The 21,593-nt window shown below is 40.8% G+C and carries 18 protein-coding genes; 8 read left to right on the top strand and 10 right to left on the bottom strand.

All coding sequences use genetic code 11. The features are described from left to right. Positions 1-1,230 (bottom strand): peptidase T, encoded by a 1,230-nt coding sequence (gene pepT / locus HM131_RS03665; protein WP_085028051.1) that lies wholly within the window; start codon positions 1,228-1,230, stop codon positions 1-3. Positions 1,231-1,420: 190 nt separating this feature from the next. Between pepT and HM131_RS03660 the strand changes: the two genes are divergently transcribed. After that, entirely contained in the window at positions 1,421-2,497 is a 1,077-nt protein-coding gene (locus HM131_RS03660; protein WP_085028049.1) for an AI-2E family transporter, read from the top strand. A gap of 79 nt (positions 2,498-2,576) precedes the next feature. Then, positions 2,577-3,764, top strand: a complete 1,188-nt coding sequence (locus HM131_RS03655; protein ID WP_085028047.1) for an MFS transporter — start codon at positions 2,577-2,579, stop codon at positions 3,762-3,764. Between the two features lie 68 nt (positions 3,765-3,832). Here HM131_RS03655 and HM131_RS03650 read toward each other — a convergent pair whose 3' ends face one another. The 4 genes from HM131_RS03650 to HM131_RS03635 form a co-directional block, all read right to left on the bottom strand. Continuing rightward, positions 3,833-4,864, bottom strand: coding sequence for a DctP family TRAP transporter solute-binding subunit (locus tag HM131_RS03650; protein WP_085028045.1), 1,032 nt, complete (start codon positions 4,862-4,864; stop codon positions 3,833-3,835). A gap of 69 nt (positions 4,865-4,933) precedes the next feature. Continuing rightward, a complete protein-coding gene (locus tag HM131_RS03645) occupies positions 4,934-6,199 on the bottom strand; it encodes a TRAP transporter large permease (RefSeq protein WP_085028043.1) in 1,266 nt (421 codons plus the stop codon). A 35-nt stretch (positions 6,200-6,234) separates the two neighbouring features. Further along, the gene (locus HM131_RS03640; RefSeq protein ID WP_085028041.1) at positions 6,235-6,792 is read right to left on the bottom strand and encodes a TRAP transporter small permease; all 558 of its coding nucleotides are present in this window, start codon (positions 6,790-6,792) and stop codon (positions 6,235-6,237) included. A 207-nt stretch (positions 6,793-6,999) separates the two neighbouring features. Further along, entirely contained in the window at positions 7,000-7,869 is an 870-nt protein-coding gene (locus tag HM131_RS03635; protein WP_085028039.1) for a GNAT family N-acetyltransferase, read from the bottom strand. Positions 7,870-7,989: 120 nt separating this feature from the next. Here HM131_RS03635 and HM131_RS03630 point away from each other — a divergent pair, with 120 nt between their 5' ends. Further along, a complete protein-coding gene (locus tag HM131_RS03630; protein ID WP_085028037.1) occupies positions 7,990-8,169 on the top strand; it encodes an SE1832 family protein in 180 nt (59 codons plus the stop codon). Between the two features lie 360 nt (positions 8,170-8,529). On the opposite strand, the gene HM131_RS03625 is transcribed toward HM131_RS03630, so the two are convergent. Next, positions 8,530-10,383, bottom strand: a complete 1,854-nt coding sequence (locus HM131_RS03625; RefSeq protein ID WP_085028035.1) for a cation:proton antiporter — start codon at positions 10,381-10,383, stop codon at positions 8,530-8,532. 339 nt (positions 10,384-10,722) lie between these two features. Between HM131_RS03625 and brnQ the strand changes: the two genes are divergently transcribed. After that, on the top strand, positions 10,723-12,039 hold the full coding sequence (brnQ, locus tag HM131_RS03620; protein WP_085028033.1) for a branched-chain amino acid transport system II carrier protein: 1,317 nt from the start codon (positions 10,723-10,725) through the stop codon (positions 12,037-12,039). A 44-nt stretch (positions 12,040-12,083) separates the two neighbouring features. Here brnQ and HM131_RS03615 read toward each other — a convergent pair whose 3' ends face one another. From HM131_RS03615 to HM131_RS03605, 3 genes are read right to left on the bottom strand one after another with little or no spacing between them, the layout of a single operon-like run. Continuing rightward, complete coding sequence (locus HM131_RS03615) at positions 12,084-12,935, bottom strand: transglutaminase family protein (RefSeq protein WP_085028031.1); 852 nt, start codon at positions 12,933-12,935, stop codon at positions 12,084-12,086. A 24-nt stretch (positions 12,936-12,959) separates the two neighbouring features. Next, a complete protein-coding gene (locus HM131_RS03610) occupies positions 12,960-13,922 on the bottom strand; it encodes an alpha-E domain-containing protein (RefSeq protein WP_085028029.1) in 963 nt (320 codons plus the stop codon). Further along, positions 13,915-15,375, bottom strand: coding sequence for a circularly permuted type 2 ATP-grasp protein (locus HM131_RS03605; RefSeq protein WP_085028027.1), 1,461 nt, complete (start codon positions 15,373-15,375; stop codon positions 13,915-13,917). The genes HM131_RS03610 and HM131_RS03605 overlap by 8 nt, the downstream gene beginning before the upstream one ends. A gap of 299 nt (positions 15,376-15,674) precedes the next feature. Here HM131_RS03605 and HM131_RS03600 point away from each other — a divergent pair, with 299 nt between their 5' ends. Then, positions 15,675-16,025: a hypothetical protein gene (locus tag HM131_RS03600; protein ID WP_085028025.1), complete on the top strand. Its 351-nt coding sequence runs from the start codon at positions 15,675-15,677 to the stop codon at positions 16,023-16,025. Positions 16,026-16,287: 262 nt separating this feature from the next. On the opposite strand, the gene HM131_RS03595 is transcribed toward HM131_RS03600, so the two are convergent. Further along, positions 16,288-17,223, bottom strand: coding sequence for an NADP-dependent oxidoreductase (locus tag HM131_RS03595; RefSeq protein WP_085028023.1), 936 nt, complete (start codon positions 17,221-17,223; stop codon positions 16,288-16,290). 123 nt (positions 17,224-17,346) lie between these two features. Here HM131_RS03595 and recQ point away from each other — a divergent pair, with 123 nt between their 5' ends. The 3 genes from recQ to kynB all read left to right on the top strand — a co-directional run bounded on the left by recQ (position 17,347) and on the right by kynB (position 21,578). Then, positions 17,347-19,491, top strand: coding sequence for a DNA helicase RecQ (recQ, locus tag HM131_RS03590; RefSeq protein ID WP_085028021.1), 2,145 nt, complete (start codon positions 17,347-17,349; stop codon positions 19,489-19,491). A 172-nt stretch (positions 19,492-19,663) separates the two neighbouring features. Then, positions 19,664-20,944, top strand: a complete 1,281-nt coding sequence (kynU, locus tag HM131_RS03585; protein ID WP_085028019.1) for a kynureninase — start codon at positions 19,664-19,666, stop codon at positions 20,942-20,944. Between the two features lie 13 nt (positions 20,945-20,957). Then, a complete protein-coding gene (kynB, locus tag HM131_RS03580) occupies positions 20,958-21,578 on the top strand; it encodes an arylformamidase (protein ID WP_085028017.1) in 621 nt (206 codons plus the stop codon). Positions 21,579-21,593: the final 15 nt, after the last annotated feature.

Genomic DNA, 21,593 nt, shown 5'->3' with positions numbered 1-21,593 from the left:
TTATTTGGCTTTATCTGCAAAAAGACGCGAAATTTCTACAATAACATTTGTTGCTTTCTCCATACTATCCAAGGAGATGTATTCGTATTTTCCATGGAAGTTCTCTCCCCCTGTAAAAAGATTAGGAGTAGGCAGTCCCATATAAGATAATTGTGATCCATCTGTTCCGCCGCGAATCGGTTTCACAAGAGGTGCAATATTCGAATTTTCCATCGCTTCATAAGCGATGTCTACGATTTGCCTTACCGGTTTAATTTTATCTCCCATGTTGTAATATTGATCATTCATCTCCATACTTACCCGCTCTTTACTATACTTCTCTTGAAGCCGTTCAGTCAGAGACTGCATCGTTTCCTTCTTACGAGTGAATTTATCTTTATCATGGTCTCGGATTAAATAGATCAGTGAGGCTTTTTCTACATCACCTGTAAAGGAATGGAGATGGTAAAACCCTTCATATTTTTCCGTATGTTCGGGTGCCTCCTCAACAGGAAGCTGCTGTTGAAAATCAATGGCCATTTTTATGGCGTTAATCATTTTCCCTTTTGCCGTGCCTGGATGTACACTATTTCCATAGAAGTCTACTCTGGCCGTTGCCGCGTTAAAACTTTCAAATTGCAGTTCTCCTAATGGTCCACCATCAACGGTATAAGCATAGGATGCTCCAAATTTATCGACATTGAACTTATGTGGCCCGCGTCCAATTTCTTCATCTGGGGTAAACGCTACTCTTATTTTCCCGTGTTTGATTTCGGGGTGTTGAATTAAGTAATTCATAGCTGTCATAATTTCGGTTATCCCCGCTTTATTATCAGCTCCAAGCAGTGTCGTACCATCTGTAGTTATCAAAGTATGACCTTTATATCCTTCGAGTTCAGGAAAATTGTTAGGTGATAGGACCACGTCTTCATTCAGGTTGATGTCTCCCCCATCATAATTCTCAACTACTTGTGGATGGACATTCTCCCCTGTGAAGTCAGTCGCTGTATCTACATGCGCTAAGAATCCGATAACAGGTACATCTTTATCTATATTGGCAGGTAGTGTAGCCATCACATACGCATTCTCATCAATCGTAACTTCTTCCATTCCTATTTCCTTCAGCTCTTCTACCAATTTTTCAGCTAATTCCCACTGTCCTTTTGTGGATGGTGTTGTATCACTATTCTCATCCGATTGTGTATCGATTGTGACATAGGATTTGAACCTCTCCAAAAGCTCATTTTTCATATAGTATTCCTCCTCGAATTATGTACAAATCTATATTCAGTTTATAAAGTATCCATTTTAAAGTAAATGTATTGCTTGAAATTGGATGTTTAGCTATCCTTGAATTAGTGTTTATTACTAAAGGAATTTCCTTTGAAAATATCGAATAACATTTAGGTAATCATTCTAACTACATAAAGGTGTGACACGTTTGATTCATAAAAAATGGTTCCAAACACTAGTAGCCGGAATCTTAGCTTCCCTGCTCATTCTTTTACTGCACGAAATTCAATTCTTTTTTGCTCCTTTCTTCACTTACCTTGGAGCAATTGCCCTTCCATTAATTGGAGGCGGGATATTATTTTATATTTCAAGACCTGTTCTTCACTTTCTAGAGAACTATAAAATCCCAAGGCTGTTAGCAATTTTAATTATATTCCTATTGTTTATTTTTGTAGGTTTTTTAATTACCCAATTCATTGCACCAATCGCTCAGCAGCAGTTTTCAAGATTAGTCAATAATATGCCACGGATGATTGATATGCTGACCGAAACCGTCACTTACTGGCAGCAAAATCAAGATATCATTCCTAGTCAGTTCGATAGCACAATACAAAACGTTATTCAAAACCTGCAATCCTACCTTCAGGATGCGTCCATGATTATCATCAATGTGATTAGCCAGTTAATTGGTTTTGTCTTTGCGCTCGTATTGATTCCGTTTTTCCTTTTCTTCATGCTGAAAGATGGAGATAAACTCGTTCCTTTCATCACACAGTTTTTGAGCAAACGAAAAGCGAAGAGTTTTAAAAAATTAGCTCACTCCGTTGATCATACGTTGAATTCCTTTATTCTTGGCCAAATGACAGTCAGTATAGTCGTGGGGCTGCTGCTTCTTATCGGCTATCTTATTATCCATTTGGAATACTCGTTAACACTCGCATTGTTTGCCATGTTTATGAACGTCATTCCTTTTGTCGGTCCATTTCTTGCGGTCATCCCTGCTATCCTTGTCGCGTTCTTCCAGGACCCTGTCTTAGTCGTTTGGGTAGCCGTAATCATGGTAGTCGCTCAACAAATCGAAGGAAATTTCGTCTCCCCAAACGTTATGGGAAAAGCATTGAACATTCACCCTTTAACGATTATTACACTCATTTTGGCAGCTGGAAGCTTAGCAGGATTTTTAGGATTGATCTTCGCTATACCTGCCTATGCGGTTATAAAAGCGATCGTCAGTCACTTTTACCATGAATGGCTGGACAGAAAAGACTCAGCCGATATTAAATAATTGTAGTATCTTGAAGGACCCGCTATGATTTTCATAGCGGGTTCATTTCTTTTATTTATACAATAAGGAGGTTCATAGAATGTCACAGCCTTTGCCGAAACTTTGGACTTGGCCCTTTATCTTTTTGATATTAGCGAACTTATTCACATTTATGAGCTTCCAAATGCTCCTTCCAAACCTTCCTCCCTACATAGAATCCATCGGGGGGAGCAGTCTGCAAATCGGATTGATTACGACAACCTTTGCCTTTGCTGCTATCATCATTCGCCCTTTCATTGGCCATTTGTTGATGACAAAACCGCGAAAGTTGTTGGTTATGATTGGATCGATATCTTTGCTGATTATGACTGCTCTATATCCGGTTACCCAAATTGTAGTCATCCTCTTAATGATCCGCTTTATTCACGGGATCGCATGGGGATGGTCGACAACTGTCAATGGAACCGCGGCCGTTGATCTAGTTCCAAGGAGACGGGTCGGTGAAGGGATGGGATATTTCGGATTATCCGTCACTGTGGGGATGATCATGGCACCTAGTTTAGGTATTTATCTTTACCAGAACTATTCGTTCAACCTTCTCGTTTGGATTGCTGCAGCATTGGGAGTTGTTGCAATTGTCTTGTTTTCCGTCACAAGTTTTGTCACTCCTGACAGTGTTTATCAAAATCAAAAAAATCCACCGAAATTTTCTTTCTTCGGTTCTTTAATTGAGCAAAAGAGTCGTTACCCTGCTCTTGTCACGTTCCTTAACACCTTCGGATATGGAGCAGTGGTTACGTATATTGTTATTTTTGGAAACGAACAAGGTTTATCCGGAACCTTCCTTTTCTACTTTTTCAATGCGGTTTTCGCAACCATCTCCAGGCCTTTGACGGGTAAGTATTTTGACAAAAGAGGCCCGTGGAAACTGATTATGGTCTGTTCTCTGATATCTTTTATCGCAATGTGGGTTCTATCTCTTGCCAGTTCAAATTTACACTTGATCATCGCTGGGGCACTGTTCGGCATTGGATTCGGATCTATGATGCCTGCCCTGCAAGCCTGGGTAATCTCCAAAACGACAACGGAAAGAAGTGGGATTGCAAACGGGATGTACTACTCATCCATTGATTTAGGCATCGGTTCGAGTGCCTTCATCCTTGGATTCATTTATAACTTTGTCAACACAGCTACTCTTTTCAAGTTATCGAGTATCATGTTTTTGGCTGTCCTAGTCCTTACTTTTTTCGATTATAGAAAACAATCAGAACCATGGACAGGCACATGAAAAACACCCGTATCAGTCTTGTTGATACGGGTGTTCTTATAGAGTATAGCTACTTCTTCTATGAAGCTTTATTCACCTGCAGCTTTTATTTCTTCTTGAAGTTTATCTAAGATTTTACCGTCTACTGTAGATACGTCACTGCGATAAAAGTCACGAACAGGCATAGCTTTTTCTTTAAACATTTCGCGCTGTTCTTCTGTCAGCTCTACAATCTCAGTTGGATTTTCATCATCATTTTTAATCTCTTCCAACCATTTTTCATTTTGAGATTTCTGCTCTTCAAAAACCCATTCCTGCATTTCACTGACTGTTTCATCTACCATGGTTTTCATCTCATCATTCAAACCTTCATACCAGTCTGTATTTACAGTAGTCATGGCCACATAGTTATTGTGGTTAGAAATCGTCATATAATCTTGAACTTCGTAGAAAGAAGCGTCACCAATAAAGAAAATCGGGTTTTCTTGACCTTCTACTGTTCCGCGATCAAGCGCCGTATAAAGCTCTGACCAACTCATTGGTGTAGGATCCGCTCCATAGGCTTTATAGGACTCCAAAATCAATGGAGAAGTTTGTGTACGCATTTTGAAGTTCTGGAAATCAGCTGGTTCTGAGATTTCTTTGCTGGATGTCCATTGCATAGCTCCCTCTGTCCAATAAGATAGAGGCGAAATGCTATGCTCTTCATATTTGCCACGCAAATCTTTATTCAGTGCTTCACTATCATTTAAAATTTGTTGTGTTTTTTCTACGCTATCTGGGAAAAGGAAGTGTAAAGCGAAAATTTGGCCCTCTTTCACCATATTTCCTGTAAAACCTGGTGACATAACTGCCATTTCTACCGCTCCATTTTGAAGCTGCTCTACTTGGTCGGTTTCACTTCCAAGACCGCCGAATTCATAAACTTCAATGTTTACAGCTCCATCTGACTTTTCTTTCATCCGTTTAGCAAATTCTTCAGCGTATTCATACTGAACTTGTCCATCCACTTCTTCGGTTACAAATTTCCAGTTATATGTCTGCCCTTCACTGCCTCCGGCGTTTTCATCGCCGTTACCGCCGCCACAAGCAGCTAATACAATACTTACTACAAGCAACATAGCTACAGTCAGTAAACTCTTTTTCTTTAAAATTTTAATGACCTCCCAATTATTTATATATACTTCCGCTTACAATAGGATAAGCGAAAGTTCTTCAAAGAATATAAGAAGTATAGATATCGCCACCAGCATAATGATGTATGGCGGAGTTCCTTTAATAACTTCCAAGTAAGGTTTGTTGAACACGGCACTGGCTGTAAAGATATCGACACCAAATGGCGGCGTCGCTGAACCTAGAGCCGCTTGGAATGTAATTACCACTCCTAAGTGTACAGGATCGATGCCTGCATTCATGGCCGCCGGATAGAAAATCGGCGTCAAAACGAGTATTACTACAATTGGATCGACAAACATACACCCAATAAAGAAGAATATCGTTACCATCAACAATACATAGACAGCACTTGGATTCGTACCCAGTACTGTTTCTGTAATCATCTGTGGAATTCTGGCAAAAGATATCACCCATGTAAAAGCTTGACCGCCGGCCACTAATACGAAGACGGCAGAGGTAACAAGTCCTGTAGAACGTGCAATCTTTGGTAGCTCTTTAAGGTGGATCGAACGATAAATGACTACTTCTAAAATAAACGCATAGAGGACAGACATACCTGCTGCCTCTGTTGGACTGAAGATACCTGTATAGATTCCCCCAATGATAATGATTGGGAAACCCAGAGGAAGAAGAGCCTTTCTCGTCATCTTCAGCCGCTCGCTCCATGAAGCTTTATTTGCCAGTGGAATATCTTTAGTTTTAGCATAAATCACACTATATATCGCAAAACTTAAAAATACGATAATTCCAGGGATGATTCCGGCAATGAAGAGATCCCCTACCGACGTTCCTGAAACCAATCCGTAGATGATCATTCCAATACTCGGCGGGACGAGCAAGGCTACATCACTGGAATTAATAATAAGAGCGATTGCCGTGGGATCTTTATACCCGATTTTCAAAAGTCTTTCTCTCATTGGTTTACCAATCGCTACGACCGTAGCTTGAGTAGAACCGGAAATAGCTCCAAAAAGAGTACAGGCAGCAGCTGTTGTTACCGCATATCCTCCCCGAACATGCCCGATGAACGAGCCAATGAAATCCAATAGACGATTTGAGGTCTTCCCTGTTGTCATAATATCTGCTGCAAAAATAAACAAGGGTACAGCTAATAGTACGTAAGGTTCTATTCCTGTGGAAAATTGCTGCATTAAGATCATGGGGTCCAAATTCGGAAAATACATGAATAATACAATTAACGGCGCCGCCATCAGCGGTATCATCATTGGAAAATTCAAAAGTAGAAGGACCACCATGATCGTCAGTAAAGTGGCAACCATATTGTTATCCTTTCTGCATCTTTATTTTTGTTTGTTTATAAATGTGTTCCTTCATGAACTTCATGCTTCGTTTGGTCGTTATAATCCTTAGCATCGGTTCCAAGATAGACTTCATTCCGGTCTTTAATATTGATCCACATATTTCTTAGGAATTGAATGCCTCCCAAGAAAAAACCAATAGGAATGAAAATGTACAAGTAATAAGCCGGCATCTGTAACGCAGATGTCACACGTCCTGAATCATACACATCATAGACGTATAAAGCTGAAAAGTAAGTAAGTACAAATAATACAATAGCTGTTACTAAGGGGATGAAGATAGCGAGAATTTTACGCACCTTGAATGGTGCCAAATCATAAAAAGCCGACATACTGATATGCCGCCCTTTCCTAGCTGCGTAACTAATTCCCATAAATGTAGCCACAACAATGGCAATTTGACTGACCTCATCTGCAAATGGCGGTGAATAGTTAAAAAGTGCACGGCTGAGAGCTTTTCCTACCACCATCAACGCAATTATAATAACAGCGTAACTAAGTATAAATTCTTCTATTTTTAATATTAATTTGTCTAAGCCTTTTAGTAGATTCAAATAATTACGCCTCCTGTTCTATTCTAAAGCTGAAAAAGCCTAGTTATTTAAAATCATATCGAAGCTTTGACCTATCCTCAAATGACATTAGACAGAAAGTTGAGTCTCTTTATGTTATATTTTCTTCTGTCAAAGAATTGAGTAAGAATATCAGCCATTTAGTATCAATAGCGACATACAAGCACCATATCCTCTGTATTTGTTCACTCAACTTTTTGAACTTGGATCTTTTGACTCAAAATGATAAACCAAAGAGTTCCCGATCCATTTGTAACCGATTTTTTTATAGATAGAGTTGGAGGTTGGATTACTTAAATCAGTGTAGAGAGCACAGTACTCACATCCTTGATCCAGAAGTTTCTTTGTGAGTGCCCACACGACTTGGGAAGCGTAGCCTTTTCTTTTGTGCAAATCCGGAGTGTAAACACCGTTGATCGTTGCACCATTCGGGGTTTTTCGCGCACGATTTGCCATCGAAACAGGTTGGTCCTCCACCACCCATAAGTGGGCTCTTTGCGTTCCTACCATATCTTGAGCAAGCTCCTCTGCCTGTCTACTAATAAGACGCTCATTCGTTTCTACACCGAACTTCTCCAGCCAATCTATAATTAAAGGGATATGAGCATTTACTGCAGTGACTAACTTCCCTTCTTGCGGGAGAATCGGCTGCAATTCATCAAGCCGAAAAATCCCCTGCCTCATATGAAGCCTCGCTTCTTTTGCTGGGTTCAGTCGCTTCCATGCTTCTAAAAACCAGCGGACCGCCTGTTCTTCTCCAAGCACACCAGGTACATCATAGTTATGATCAAAAAGGTAGCGGACTAAACATTGAATGTGCTTAGCCTCTGCACTTTCCAAAGAAGGAAGAATCCATAAGTGAGGCGGTGTCCGCATTGCAAGGTAAACAGGGAGACCATCCTCATCCATATGTAATAAATAGGCATCTTCAGTAGTAGGATTCTCAAACATCCGTTGAAGAATACCTATGGGCAAGTTATTTTCTGCCTCTCTGTCCATCAATAGTCCTTCCACTGTTTCATGAAATTTCTTTCCATCACTTTGCTTTATAACTCTCATAGACGTTACACCCCCTAAGAAATTAAACCCAGACCAAATGAATTGATAGACAAATAGGAAAATTAATACTATTATACGTTCTTGACACACCTTCTACAATAAAAGAAAGGAGTGAGCTCTATGACAAAAAAGGAAATCAAAGATCAAATTACCTTCCTGAAATCTGATTATGTAAGAATACAGGGGGATTTAGACAAGCTTGAAGCGAATGGAGCCAACGTGTCCAACGCAGAAGCCCAGCTTGAGCGAATTGAAAATGAGCTAAAAGAATTGAACAAACAACTAGCTGAAAGAAAATAATCAAAAGAGGCTGGGAATTAGTATCCAATCTAAAGACGAACTGAAAAATTTAGAAATAACCTTTTTCTGAATGACCGCTTACGCTGGAATGATCTAATTCCTTCTTTTACACGCTTCGTTTTCATCAACGAAGATAGAATGCCGTCACTCCTGCGGGTACAACACGAGTTCGAAGTCCCCGCAGCGGTGCCTTTTCCGCAAGGAGGCTGAGGCCGCTGATGTAATGATAAAAATGGGACATGTTGCGCTCATCTACCATAAAAAACCGAATGATGGTGAAATCTTATTATAAGAATTCACCATCATTCGGTGTTTAGAATGGTTAGAATACTTTTGTCCCAGTCCCATTTTCTCAATCATTTATTTTTTTTTTGGATCTTTTCTCTGTTCCTCCAGCTTTTCTTGAATCCTCTCAAATTCCTTACTTGGAGGGGTGAGGGAGACAACTACATCTCCATTCTCTGCTCTCGACTCTACCTCAGAACTGTAGAATTCGATTTTTCCTGTAGGTTTCTTGATGAAAAGAAGAAGCGCATGCTCATCAATATTCTCGAGATATTTTTTATACGTATATTGTTCTGTAATGTTGGTCTTTCTAAAAACATAACCATTCTCAACCATGTCATTTAAATCTTCCCACGAAGCACCTTCCTTGAAAAGAACACGGCCACCAATAGTATGAACGAGTCCTTCCAGATTGTCCCCTTCCCTGTTGCTTAAACTTAGCTGGAAAAGGTTGTTACGACCGAATTCAGGTACAAACGTGGTACATACTAGAGCATTATAAGAATCCAATTCTGTAGCTGCGATTAAATATTCGTACGGTGTCATATCAAGGTAGTATTCCGTCTGCTCAGACAATATTTCACCATGATAGGATTTGATTCCTGTAGAACGAGCCTTCGATAATCGTTCCCATGAGGAATCTGCAATCAGCACAGGTACTTTCAACTCTTCTAATACTTTTGCAATCCCTGTAGAAAAAGGACTGCCACCAGAAATTAAGACACCTGGAGGGCCTTCCATAGATAGGCCAAGCTTCTTTGAAAGCCAGCCAATTGAAAAACCGTGTGCCACAACCGTGGTGAATACTAGCGCAAAAGTGATTGAAATCAGAATCGAAGCATCTTCAAATCCTGAATCAAGGAGTATACTGGAAAAATAACTAGCCACCGTAAGCGCTACAATCCCTCTTGGGGCAATCCATCCGACTAATAACTTTTCTGATTTTGATAAATCCGTTCCCCACGTCGATATGAAAATGGATAGCGGACGAACAATAAAAAGCATCAGTAAGACAAATCCAATGGTTTGTATATTGAAAATCTCCACTAAGGTTTCTTGTGTGAGAGAAGCTGTTAACATCACGAAGATCGTTGATATCAATAATAAGGATATGTTTTCTTTAAAATGCCTCATATCGGCAATTGAAGAAATATGCATATTCGCAAGCGTCATCCCCATAGCCGTAACAGATAAAAGTCCTGTTTCATGGGTGACTTCATCTGCAATTGTGAAACAAGCAATTACGACAGTGAAGACTACCGGCGATTTGAGAAACTCCGGAACGTACCCTGTCTCGAACATCCAGCCGACACCTTTACCGCACACTAGACCCAGCAACACAGCGAATACCGAAGCTAGGAAGAATGTGAACAAGGCAGATGGATTTACATCCGTTCCGAGAATGAATTCGATGATTTCAAAAGCAAAAACAGCAAGTAACGCACCGATCGGATCAACAATGATCCCTTCCCATTTTAATATTTTTGCTGGCCGAGGCTTTAATTTTGCCTGCCTTAAAAGAGGCAATATGACGGTCGGACCCGTTACAATAAAAAGTCCACCTATGACAAAAGCTACAGCCCATGACAGTCCTGCAACATAGTGGGCCGCCAGAGCACCAAGAATCCAGCTTAAAAAAGCACCAATTGTTACGATACGAAAAACAGGACGTCCAAGCCCTCTTACTTCTTTAAAGTCCAAATTCAAGCTGCCCTCAAAAAGTATGACAGCAACGGCTAGTGAAATGATGGGTTTATATAAGTCACCAAAATCTTCTTCAGGATTCATTATTCCAAGTACGGGACCAGCAAGCAAACCTACAATGGACATGACGACGATGGCAGGTAAACGAAAACGCCAGGCCACCCATTGAGATCCGACTCCTAATATCCCAATCAACATGAATTGGAGTAACAGCGAATCAACCATGTATTGTATCCCTCATCTCAAAAGGTTATGTTCTTCCGATGTTAAATGATATAGCCATATTCTATAACCCGACTTATCATCTGTAAACTATATTGTATTAAGCAAAGACATTTCCAGAATTTATAACATTCATTGTAAGCGTTTACTAATATGGCAATCATAACCTTTATAATATTCTAAAAAAGGATTGACATAATTTTTCGACATTGATAACATTACTGCGGTAATGAAAGAATTATGTCGAATTATTGGATATTTCAGTGATTGGACCATACCGCTCATCCTTGGATAGGAGAGCTTTTTTTACGCATATTATAGACATCTAAGAGGAGGCTTACTATGAAGTCAAGAGACACCTTATTTATCGGTTTCACGCTGTTTGCTTTATTTTTCGGAGCTGGAAACTTGATCTATCCGGTATCTTTAGGAATTGAATCCGGAACGTCATATCTTGCTGCAATTTCAGGCTTTGTCCTCACTGGTGTGGGTCTCCCCATCATCACTGTTGCTGCAATTTCTTTAGTTAAAAATGGAGCCATACAATTAGCCGGAAGAGTCCATCCATTATTTGGATTGTATTTTACGGCAATGGTTTATTTAGTTATTGGCCCATTCTTTGCGATTCCTAGAGCGGCGAACGTTGCGTTCGAAACTGGAGTCGTTCCCTTTTTAAATGGATCACCTTTGACCTTATTCATTTATTCCATTATATTCTTCGCCTTGGTTTTCTGGGTAAGTTTAAACCCTTCCAAGCTTGTGGATCGCATCGGCCAGTTTTTAACTCCTGCGTTGTTCCTGGCTATTCTAGGTTTAGTCATTGGCAGCTTCTTTCTATTGGACGGTCCCATCCAAAGCCCCGGTGAGAAGTATGAAAGTCAGCCATTCTTCACAGGCTTTATCGAAGGCTATTTGACTATGGATGCTATTGCTTCCTTGGCTTTTGGAATCATTGTTGTCACATCGTTCCGTGACCGAGGCGTTACAAATCCGAAAGAACTGACGATTCGCACTCTTAAGGCAGGACTTGTAACAGCAATTGGGCTTGCAAGCGTTTATGTAGCCATAGGCTGGATTGGTGCAAAAATGGCTACAGAAGGAAACTTTGCTAACGGAAGCGCCATCCTATCAGGAGCTGCACAGCTTATGTACGGACAGCCAGGTACGCTCCTATTAGGAGTTATTGTAGCGCTCGCATGCTTTACAACCTGTGTAGGGTTGACTGTTGCCTGTGGACAGTTCTTTTCTAAGAGAATCTCAGGGCTTTCATATAACGTAGTAATCACCCTTGTTACCCTTATTAGTCTTGGAATTTCCAATATTGGCTTAAACCAGATTATTGCTTATTCTGTACCCGTTCTCGTCTTTGTTTATCCAATTACAATCGTTTTAGTTGCTCTAACCTTCATGGGAGGATTGTTTAACCATTCTCGTTACGTTTATAGAGGTGCTGTAATTTTCACATCATTCGTGGCACTATATGATGGACTTGCCGCTTTTGGTATGGACATGTCAGGTATCACTCCTTGGATTAGTCAACTACCGTTCTTTGAATTAAACTTAAGCTGGATCGCTCCTGCAATAATTGGAGGCTTACTCGGTGCTCTTCTTCAATTTATAAAAGGGCAGACATCTGCTTCAGAAAGCTATCAGAATTAAAAAGAGATCCCCCACGGATTATTACAATCTGCGGGGGATCTTACTTAGTTATCAAGCAAAGTTACACTTACTTTCACATCCAGGTTTTGCCCACCACCACGGTAAACACCTTGCAGCGGACTCACATCAGCATAATCTCTGCCCGTTCCGATACGAATATGCTGTTCAAGCGCTTCGACGTTGTTCGTCGGATCCAAGCCTACCCAGCCTATGCCGGGAACCATCACTTCCACCCAGGCATGAGTCGCGGCATCCCCAATCAATGCGGAATCTTCCCCAACATATAAATAACCACTGACATACCTGGCAGGGATACCTTTTGCCCTCAACACACCAATCATAATGTGAGCGTAATCTTGACAAACGCCTCCCTTTAACGGCCATGATTCGTATGCTTTTGTATTGACGTGGGTTACACCCGTATCATAGTAAATTGATTGATTAATATAGGCCATCAAGTCAAGGGAAAATCGAATGGGGTCTGAAGGGTCTCCCACCGCATTCACAATTTCTTCAATTTGTTCTTTGTACAAGAAGGTGTACGGAGTTTCATTTAAATAAGCTAAATAATGACGCTTAAACAACTCCGAATAAAAGATATTAATCATCTCTTGAGAAGTATGAATCATCCTAATGAATGGGCTTTTTTGAATACTTACTGTTGAAATGGTCCTAACCGTTAAATGTTCATGTTTTTCAGGAATGAAGAACGTTTCAACATGGTTTCCCCATAGATCAATATGCTCTTTAATTAGTGAATTTGGAGTAATCTCAGTCCGGTAGGCCAATAACCGTTGACACTCATCTGTACGCGGCTTTAAACGAATGTGATTCATGCTTTGATCAACAAAGTTTTCATAATAAAAAGTATTGGTATGTTCTATTTGAAATTTCATTCCATTTCCCCCTGATGTCTGTGTTCACTTGGCATGGACTGGTTCAATTAAGTAGTAGGTTTCTGAGAACATTCGGCTTACGGTATGGCAGCGATCTTGGAAATGATCCAAGAACCTCATCAACTCTTCCATATTCATTTCATCAATATTTGTTTCACTAATCTCATCCTGAACCATTTTAAGCATTTGGAACAAATCCTCAGAGTAATGCGATACCTTTCCAGACTCGAGGTTTTGGATCGCTTCAAGAACATGGTTCATACAATACCGGATCGATCTCGGGAACGTGGCTTCTTTGATTAAAAAGTTCAACACATTCCTCGACTCCATCGTTGGAGGATTTTCTTTAATATAAGCATCGTACCCATTTAGATACTGCAAAGCAGTGAGCCAATAATAGTAATTGTCTGTATGGTGTACGGCTTCTTTCCTGTTCTTTTCACATATGACATTTAAGACTCGAGCGGTTTTCTCTGCACGTTCTACCCATTTTCCTACCTTAATGAAAGAATAAGGAATGCCTCGGCTCATCGTTGATTCGATGACCCCTTGGGCTGACATAGAGGTTCTAATTACTTTTTTCAAATAGTCCTGGGTATGCTGCCTTGTATTCGCCATCTCCTGCCAGTCCTTTTGAGCTAAATGGAACTCATTCAGTACTTCCCAAAGCTCATGTGGAATGATGTCACGTGTCGACCTTGCATTCTCTCTTGCATAAAGCATACTGTTCATAAGAGAATTCATATTTAAAGGACTGATCGTTAAGTACTGGATGATTGCATCTCTGTCCAGGCGCTCATAACGTTCGAGGTACTCGGCCTCTGAGGCACATATTTCCAATACCTCAGCCCAGTCGCGGTCGGCGACCTCCTGGTCAGAGGCTTCCAGCATATGAATCAGTTGAACACTAAGTACTCTTGAATTGTTCTCTGCACGCTCAATATTACGTGCCATCCAATATAGCGAATCGGCTACTCTACTAAGCATTCGATTGTCCCCCTTCACTCAAAATCCACGTATCCTTACCGCCCCCGCCTTGAGAAGAGTTTACGACTAAGGAGCCTTCCTTCAATGCCACCCTGGATAAACCCCCGGGCAGAACATTCGTGTAGTCCCCGCTCATGGCAAAAACACGCAGGTCAACATGGCAAGGATAGAATCGCCCATCTTGATAAGCAGGTGCTCTTGATAGCTTAATAGTCGGCTGGGCAATATATTGATGTGGTTTTTCTATGATTTTTCTTCTGAATTCATTCCTCAAGTCTTCATCAGATTGTGGTCCGATCAACATGTCATAACCACCGGAAGCCCCTACGTTTTTTACGACGAGTTCTTCCAGGTTCTCAAGCACATATTCAAGCTTTTCAGGATCACTTAAGAAGTAAGTTTCAACATTTGGGATAATCGGCTCTTCATCTAAATAAAAACGAATCATGTCTGGAACGTAAACGTACATGGCTTTATCATCAGCTACACCATTACCAATCCCATTCAGGATCGAAACATTCCCTTTTTTATAAGCTCGTAATAAACCGGAAACTCCAAGCACGGAATCAGGACGGAAAGCTTCCGGATCGAGAAAGTCATCATCGATTCTCCTATAAATGATATCGACTCGTTTTAAACCGCGAATGGTTTTCATATAGACGACATCATCTTTAACAATCAAGTCTCTTCCTTCAACGAGTTCGATCCCCATCTGTTGAGCTAAAAAGACATGATCATAATAAGCTGAATTATACATACCTGGAGTCAACAGTACGGCGGTTGGCGTCTTGTGAGGATCCGCATTTTTTGGCACATGACTAATCACTGCATTATGCAGTTCCGACAACTGGTGTTCCAGTGTCTCTATTGAATGCTGGAAAAATAATTCTGGATAAACTTGCCTCATCACATAACGGTTTTGAAAAACATAAGACATGCCTGAAGGGTTTCTCAAATTATCTTCAAGAACGCGGTACTCCCCATTTTCATCCCTGATTAAATCTACCCCCGCTAAAAAGACATGATTATTTAACGGAATGTTTACCCCGCCAATTTGTTTATTGTAATAATAAGGATTGTTCTCAATCAGTTCTCTAGGAATGATGCCTGCCTCAACAATTCTTTGCTCATGGTACACATCTTCGAGGAAATGATTGAGGGCACTGATTCTCTGCTTGATTCCCTTTTCGACCTTTTTCCATTGTTGTTTCGGTATGATAATTGGAACGAAGTCGAAAGGCATGGTACGTTCCGTTCCACCTGTATGGTTATACACGGTAAAAGTAATTCCCTGGCGAAGAAAGTTCAGTTGTGCTGTTTCATGCTTTTCTTTTAACTCTTGGTCAGAGAATTGACCAATCAGCTGATGAAACCACTGGTAATGTGTCTTCGGCGCTCCTGTCTCTTCCATCATTTCGTCAAAAAAAGATCCTACTTCGTAATTTTTAAGCACTCCATCTCCCCCATTCAACATGATATAGAACCATACCCTTAGTGTAGCGTAACTACACAAAAATTGTAAGAAAATTTGCACAAAACTCGGCCCTCAGGTCATCCATATTATGGATATCGTTAGTTTCTTAATTACTTTTAGAGATCATAATCTGAAATCATTAAAGAGCTTCCTATTCTTGAAGGCTGGAGTTTATCTGGGATTGGACTATGTTTTTTAATGAATGAACAGGCTTGTTTTAAGCAGGCCCTTCGAGGGAAAGAGTTATTTATCAAACCAGCGCATGAGGAGGAGACACAGTGAACAACGAACCTAAGGCAAGTTATCACACTACTGATTTTAATGACTTTAATCACGTGTATATCAAGCACAAAGAACTGGAATTCCCTGAATTTGAAAAGATCATGAATGACTACATATTAAGCCAACCTAGAGAGACGATGGAATTTCAAGAGTGTTGGATAGAGGATAAGCAGATGGAGAATGTTGAAGTTAGAACGGTCCAAGTCAATTTCTTGGATCATAATACTAATAATTACATCCGTCTCTGGGGTGCTAAAAAGAATGATGATGGTCAAGTAATAAAAATGAAAGTTGACGCCCTCGACTTTGAAACCAAAGAAATTGTATATGAACGCCAATTAGCATAAAGAGTGTTTAGCTTTACATAGCGTGTTCATTTTTTTAATTTATAAGAATGTATTTTAGGTTAACAAAACCTATAACTTCTCTAACTTTCGTCACTCAATACTCTAAATATGACTGATAAACCAAGCCCCGTTCATGATGAATGGGGCTTAGTTTATCACAATAAATTATGGTTTACCTTTAATTATAGAAATGAAAGTAAATAGGGTTTTCTAAATTTCGTGTCTTACTATGTTGTATAACACAATGCTTCATTCCCCGTGCTTATTTTATCGAGATGACGATTTTACCTTTTGCATGATGGCTTTCACTAATTTCGTGTGCTTCTTTTAATCCATCTTCCGTTAGCGGAAAGCGATGACCAATCACAGAGGTAAGCTTGCCATTTTCCATCAAATCAGCAAGTTTCGAAAGCTTTTCCCCACTCGGTTCAAGCCACACAAAGCCTGCTTTCACGTTATATTTTTCTGCAAGAGCTTCCTCAGGAGGCTGGACAATTGATGGCATGCGTCCGCCTTCTTTTAATACTTTGTAACTTTTTTCTTGAATTTCCCCGCCCAGGGTATCTAAGACGATGTCAAAATTACTCAGAACTTCCTCAAAGTTTACTTCACGATAATTGATAAATTGGTCTACTCCTAATTCCTCAACCCAGTCCTGGTTTTTGCCACTCGCAGTTGTCGCAACATAAGCACCAAAATGCTTGGCTAATTGAATGGCATACTGCCCAACGCCTCCAGATCCGGCATGAATTAAGACGCGGTCTCCTTCTTTAATCTCAGCAAAATCGACGAGACATTGCCATGCAGTGAGTCCAGCAAGCGGAACAGCCGCTGCTTCTTCAAATGGAATATTGTCAGGTAATGGAGCGAGCAGAGCTTCATCTATGGCTGTATATTCTGCATAGGTTCCAAACCTTGTCGTCGCGGGTCTTGAAAATACCCGATCACCTTTTTTATATTGTTTCACTTCACTTCCAACTTCTTTCACGATTCCAGCTGCATCCCAGCCCAAAATAATTGGGAATTCAAAATCGAGCATCTCTTTCAAGTATCCTTCTCTTAATTTCCAGTCAATCGGGTTGATGGATGTAGCATGAAGTTCAACGAGTACTTGATTGTTTTCGAGATTGGGTTGATTCAGTTCTTTTTCAACTAATTGCTCATTTCCTCCGTACTGTTCTATGACAATGGCTTTCATGGTGTTATCACTCCTTTAATTCATTCACACAACAATTATTTTCCCCTAACATTCCAAAACAAACGTGATAAGATTAGAAAAGACGTAAGCTTTAGCAAGCATAGATAAAAGGATGATCTCAAGATGATGGAAAAAGCTGAACAACTCTTGCAGCAATATTATGGCTTCTCTACCTTCCGCCCGGGTCAGGAACAAGCGATAAGCCAAGTATTAAACGCTCAGAATACATTGGCCGTGATGCCTACAGGTGGAGGGAAATCTCTTTGCTATCAGATACCAGGTTTAGCGCTTCCTGGCACAGCAATCATTATTTCCCCGCTGATTTCCCTTATGAAGGATCAGGTAGATGCTTTGAATTCTTATGGTATTCCAGCCACCTATATCAACAGCTCATTGTCGACGGAAGAACAACGACAGCGAATTTTTGATATGGCCAACGGCTCTTACCATTTTGTTTATGTGGCGCCTGAACGGTTTGATTCCGGGCATTTTCTCTCAGCTATCCAAAGCATTCAGCTCTCTTTGATCGCCTTTGATGAAGCACACTGTATCTCTCAATGGGGACACGATTTTAGGCCAAGCTACAGGTCTATAGTTCCAACACTCAAACAAATCCCGAACCTTCCTGTCTTTATGGCTTTGACAGCAACAGCGACACCGGAAGTGATCAATGATATCAGACATTTAATCGATGTACCCGAAACCTCTGTCGTCAACACAGGATTTGCCCGCCATAACTTATCTTTTCGTATTATAAAAGGAAGAGATAAACGTGATTTCGTTGAAGAGTACTTGGAAAGCAGACCAAATGAGTCTGGCATCATCTATACGGCGACAAGAAAAGATGCTGACCAGCTAGAGCAATTCTTATCTAATAAAAGCTTTTCTATCGGAAGGTATCATGCGGGAATGACAGAAAACCAGCGGAAGCAAGTGCAAATGGATTTTGTTCAAGATGAAATCACAACGATTGTCGCTACTAATGCTTTTGGAATGGGGATAGACAAGTCGAATGTGCGGTATGTCATTCATTACTCGATGCCGATGAATATCGAGTCGTATTATCAAGAAGCCGGACGTGCTGGAAGGGATGGAGAGCCAGGCGATTGTGTGCTGTTATTTTCCAGCCAGGACATCAACCTACAGCGTTTTCTTATCGATCAATCTCCATCTGAGGATAAAAAGATAGAGGAATACGCCAAGTTACAATCGATGATTAATTACTGTCATACTCATACTTGCTTGCAGCAGTACATTTTGGAATATTTTAACGATCCTACTCCAACCGAGCCATGTGGAAAATGTTCAAATTGCACGTATGAAGGCGAAAAGCAGAATATGACAAAAGAAGCCCAGATGGTCTTATCTTGTGTGAAACGAATGGGCGAACGATTTGGTGCGGGATTAACGGCAAAAGTGTTAAAGGGATCTGCTGATCAGAAAGTGAAGCAATTCCAATTCCAATCCCTCTCTACTTACGGGATTATGTCTAACTATACCGAAAAAGAACTGAAAAGGTTCATTCACTTCTTAACGGCTGAAGGATACCTGACGCCTGGTCAAGGACGGTATCCTACACTAAAGCTTTCCAACGAGGCCGTTGCTGTCCTAAGAGGCGAACAGCCGGTAGTTATGTTAGTAGAGGCGACCACTACCCATCAGGAAGCAGCGTACAATGAAGAATACTTCCAAGAGCTTCGGACATTAAGGAAAGCGATAGCTGACGAAAAGGGGCTTCCACCTTATGTAATCTTCTCTGATGCGACCTTGAAAGAATTCTCTACTTATCTTCCTGAAAATAAGCAAGAGATGCTGGCTATAAAAGGAGTTGGAGAGCAGAAATTCGAAAAGTATGGAGAAGAATTTCTGGCCATCATTCGTCCTTGGAGCGAGCAGGCAGAAAGGAAGCCAAGTCCCTCCTCGAGGCCAGCACCTGCCTCCACCTTACCTAAAAAAGATCCGTCTGATGAGAGACCTAGTCATGTGATATCGTTTCAACTCTGGGATGAAGAGAACAAATCCATCGAAGAAATCGCGAAAGATCGCGGACTAAGCCCCCAAACAGTAGAAAGCCATTTATTACGGCGAGCTCGCGAAATTGATGACTTCAACTGGAATAGATGGTTCAGCGAAGATCAAGAGCATACGGTGCTGCAGCATTACGAAGACTTAGAGGAAAAGAAATTAAAACCTTTGAAGGAACGACTGCCCGAGGAATACACGTACTCAACTATTAAAGCTGTGCTTTCTAAACATGAATTGATTTGATAACAAAAGCGCTGCCATTACTAGCAGCGCTTTTTCAATAGAAAACACAACAGATTTCAACCTACGGATAAATAGCTCCTTTATGTTCACTATTGCCCACCATCTTATATAACATATAAAAACTTTGCTAGCAGCTCTATAGCTTCCTTATAATAAAACCAGGAGGGATTGGATGACGAAATCTAAAATCACTAGAGAAACTGCTAAAAAGCTCGATCGAACTGATGAACTATCCATTTACAAAAGTGAATTTTATACGAAGGATTCTACCTATTATATGGATGGAAATTCTCTAGGTCTGCTTTCAAAAAGAGCGGAGAGAACACTGATGACATCTTTGGAAGATTGGAAGACTTACGGCATTGATGGATGGACGGAGGGAAAACAGCCGTGGTTTTATATGTCAGAGCAAATCGGAGAAATGACGGCGCCCTTAATCGGGGCAAAAGCACATGAAGTCATTAATACCGGCTCGATTACCGCGAATCTTCATCAACTGTTGGCTTCCTTTTATAAACCAGATGGAAAGCGAACGAAAATTATAGCTGATGAACTCAATTTCCCTTCAGATATATATGCTCTGAAAAGCCAGATTGACCTCCATGGGTTGCAGCCATCCGCGCATTTAATTCAAGTCGAGAGTCAGGATGGATATACCTTATCAGAAGATAATATTATCGCTCAGATGGATGAAGAAGTCGCTCTCCTCCTGCTCCCTTCCGTGCTTTACAGGAGTGGGCAGCTTCTTGATATAGAAAAAATAACAAAGGCGGCGCATGACCAGGGAATTATTGTTGGATTCGACTTGGCCCACTCCATAGGCGCTCTTCCCCACCACTTGAATGATTGGGACGTCGACTTTGCTGTTTGGTGCACTTATAAATATTTGAACAGCGGCCCTGGCGGAGTCGGTGGATTGTATGTCCATGAGAAGCACTTAGGAAAGAAACCAGGTTTAGCAGGTTGGTTCAGCTCAAAAAAAGAAAAGCAATTTGATATGGAGCATGAATTAACACCAGCAGAAACAGCCGGTGCTTATCAGATGGGGACGCCACATATTCTAAGTTCTGCTCCGCTTCTTGGTTCTCTGGAAATTTTCCATGAAGCAGGCATAAAATCAATCCGCGAGAAGTCCTTAGCACTCACCCGCATGATGATGAACTTGATTCATCAGGAGCTTCCGGATTATGGGTTTCAGTTAGCGAATCCGCTGGAAGATGAACGGCGAGGCGGGCATATTTGTTTACTTCATCCAGAAGCAGCAAGTATATGTAAAGCCTTGAAAGAAGAAAATGTTATTCCTGATTTTCGCTCTCCAAATGTCATCCGCCTTGCCCCAATCGCGCTCTACATCTCATTTGAAGATGTTTATGATGTAACCTTAATTCTTAAAGGTATTATGGAAAACGAAAAGCATAAACGATTTAAAAATGAACGTGGGATCATAGCTTAAGGAGGTTTCTAGAATGAAACTAATCGATATCTCTATGCATCTGAATAATCAAACACCAGAGTGGCCAGGAGACGAACCGTTTCATTATAAATTGACAATGTCTATTGAAGAGACTGAGTCTGTGAATATCGGCCAATTTACGGCCAGCAACCATACCGGCACACATATAGACGCCCCGTTTCATTATGATAACGAGGGATTGAAAGTGGCCGACCTTCCACCTGAACGTTTTATCGGTGAAGCCTTAGTTATTAACATGGAGAACAAGAAAGTGATCAGAAAAAAAGACCTCCAATCTTTTCAGTTTAATGGAGTTACCAAAGTCCTTTTTCGGACAAAGAGTTGGGAAGACCGAAAACAATTCCCTCAATCTTACACGGTGATTGGTGAAGATGTAGCCGAATTTCTATACGACAAGGGCATTGATCTGATTGGAGTTGATACTCCCTCTGTAGACCCGGAAACAAGTAAAGACCTCCCTGCCCATCATTCCTTATATAAGCATGATTTATTAATATTGGAAGGATTGCAGATGGACCATGTCGCACCAGGTGCTTATGAGCTGATGGCATTTCCATTGAAGATGGATGAAGCGGACGGCAGCCCTGTTCGAGCGATATTAAAGCAAAAATAAAACGATTGGCGCCTC

Source organism: Halobacillus mangrovi (genome assembly GCF_002097535.1).
Lineage (GTDB): Bacteria > Bacillota > Bacilli > Bacillales > Halobacillaceae > Halobacillus > Halobacillus mangrovi_A.
The sequence above is the reverse complement of the archived record's forward strand: the minus strand, read 5'-3'. Positions and strand labels throughout refer to the sequence as shown.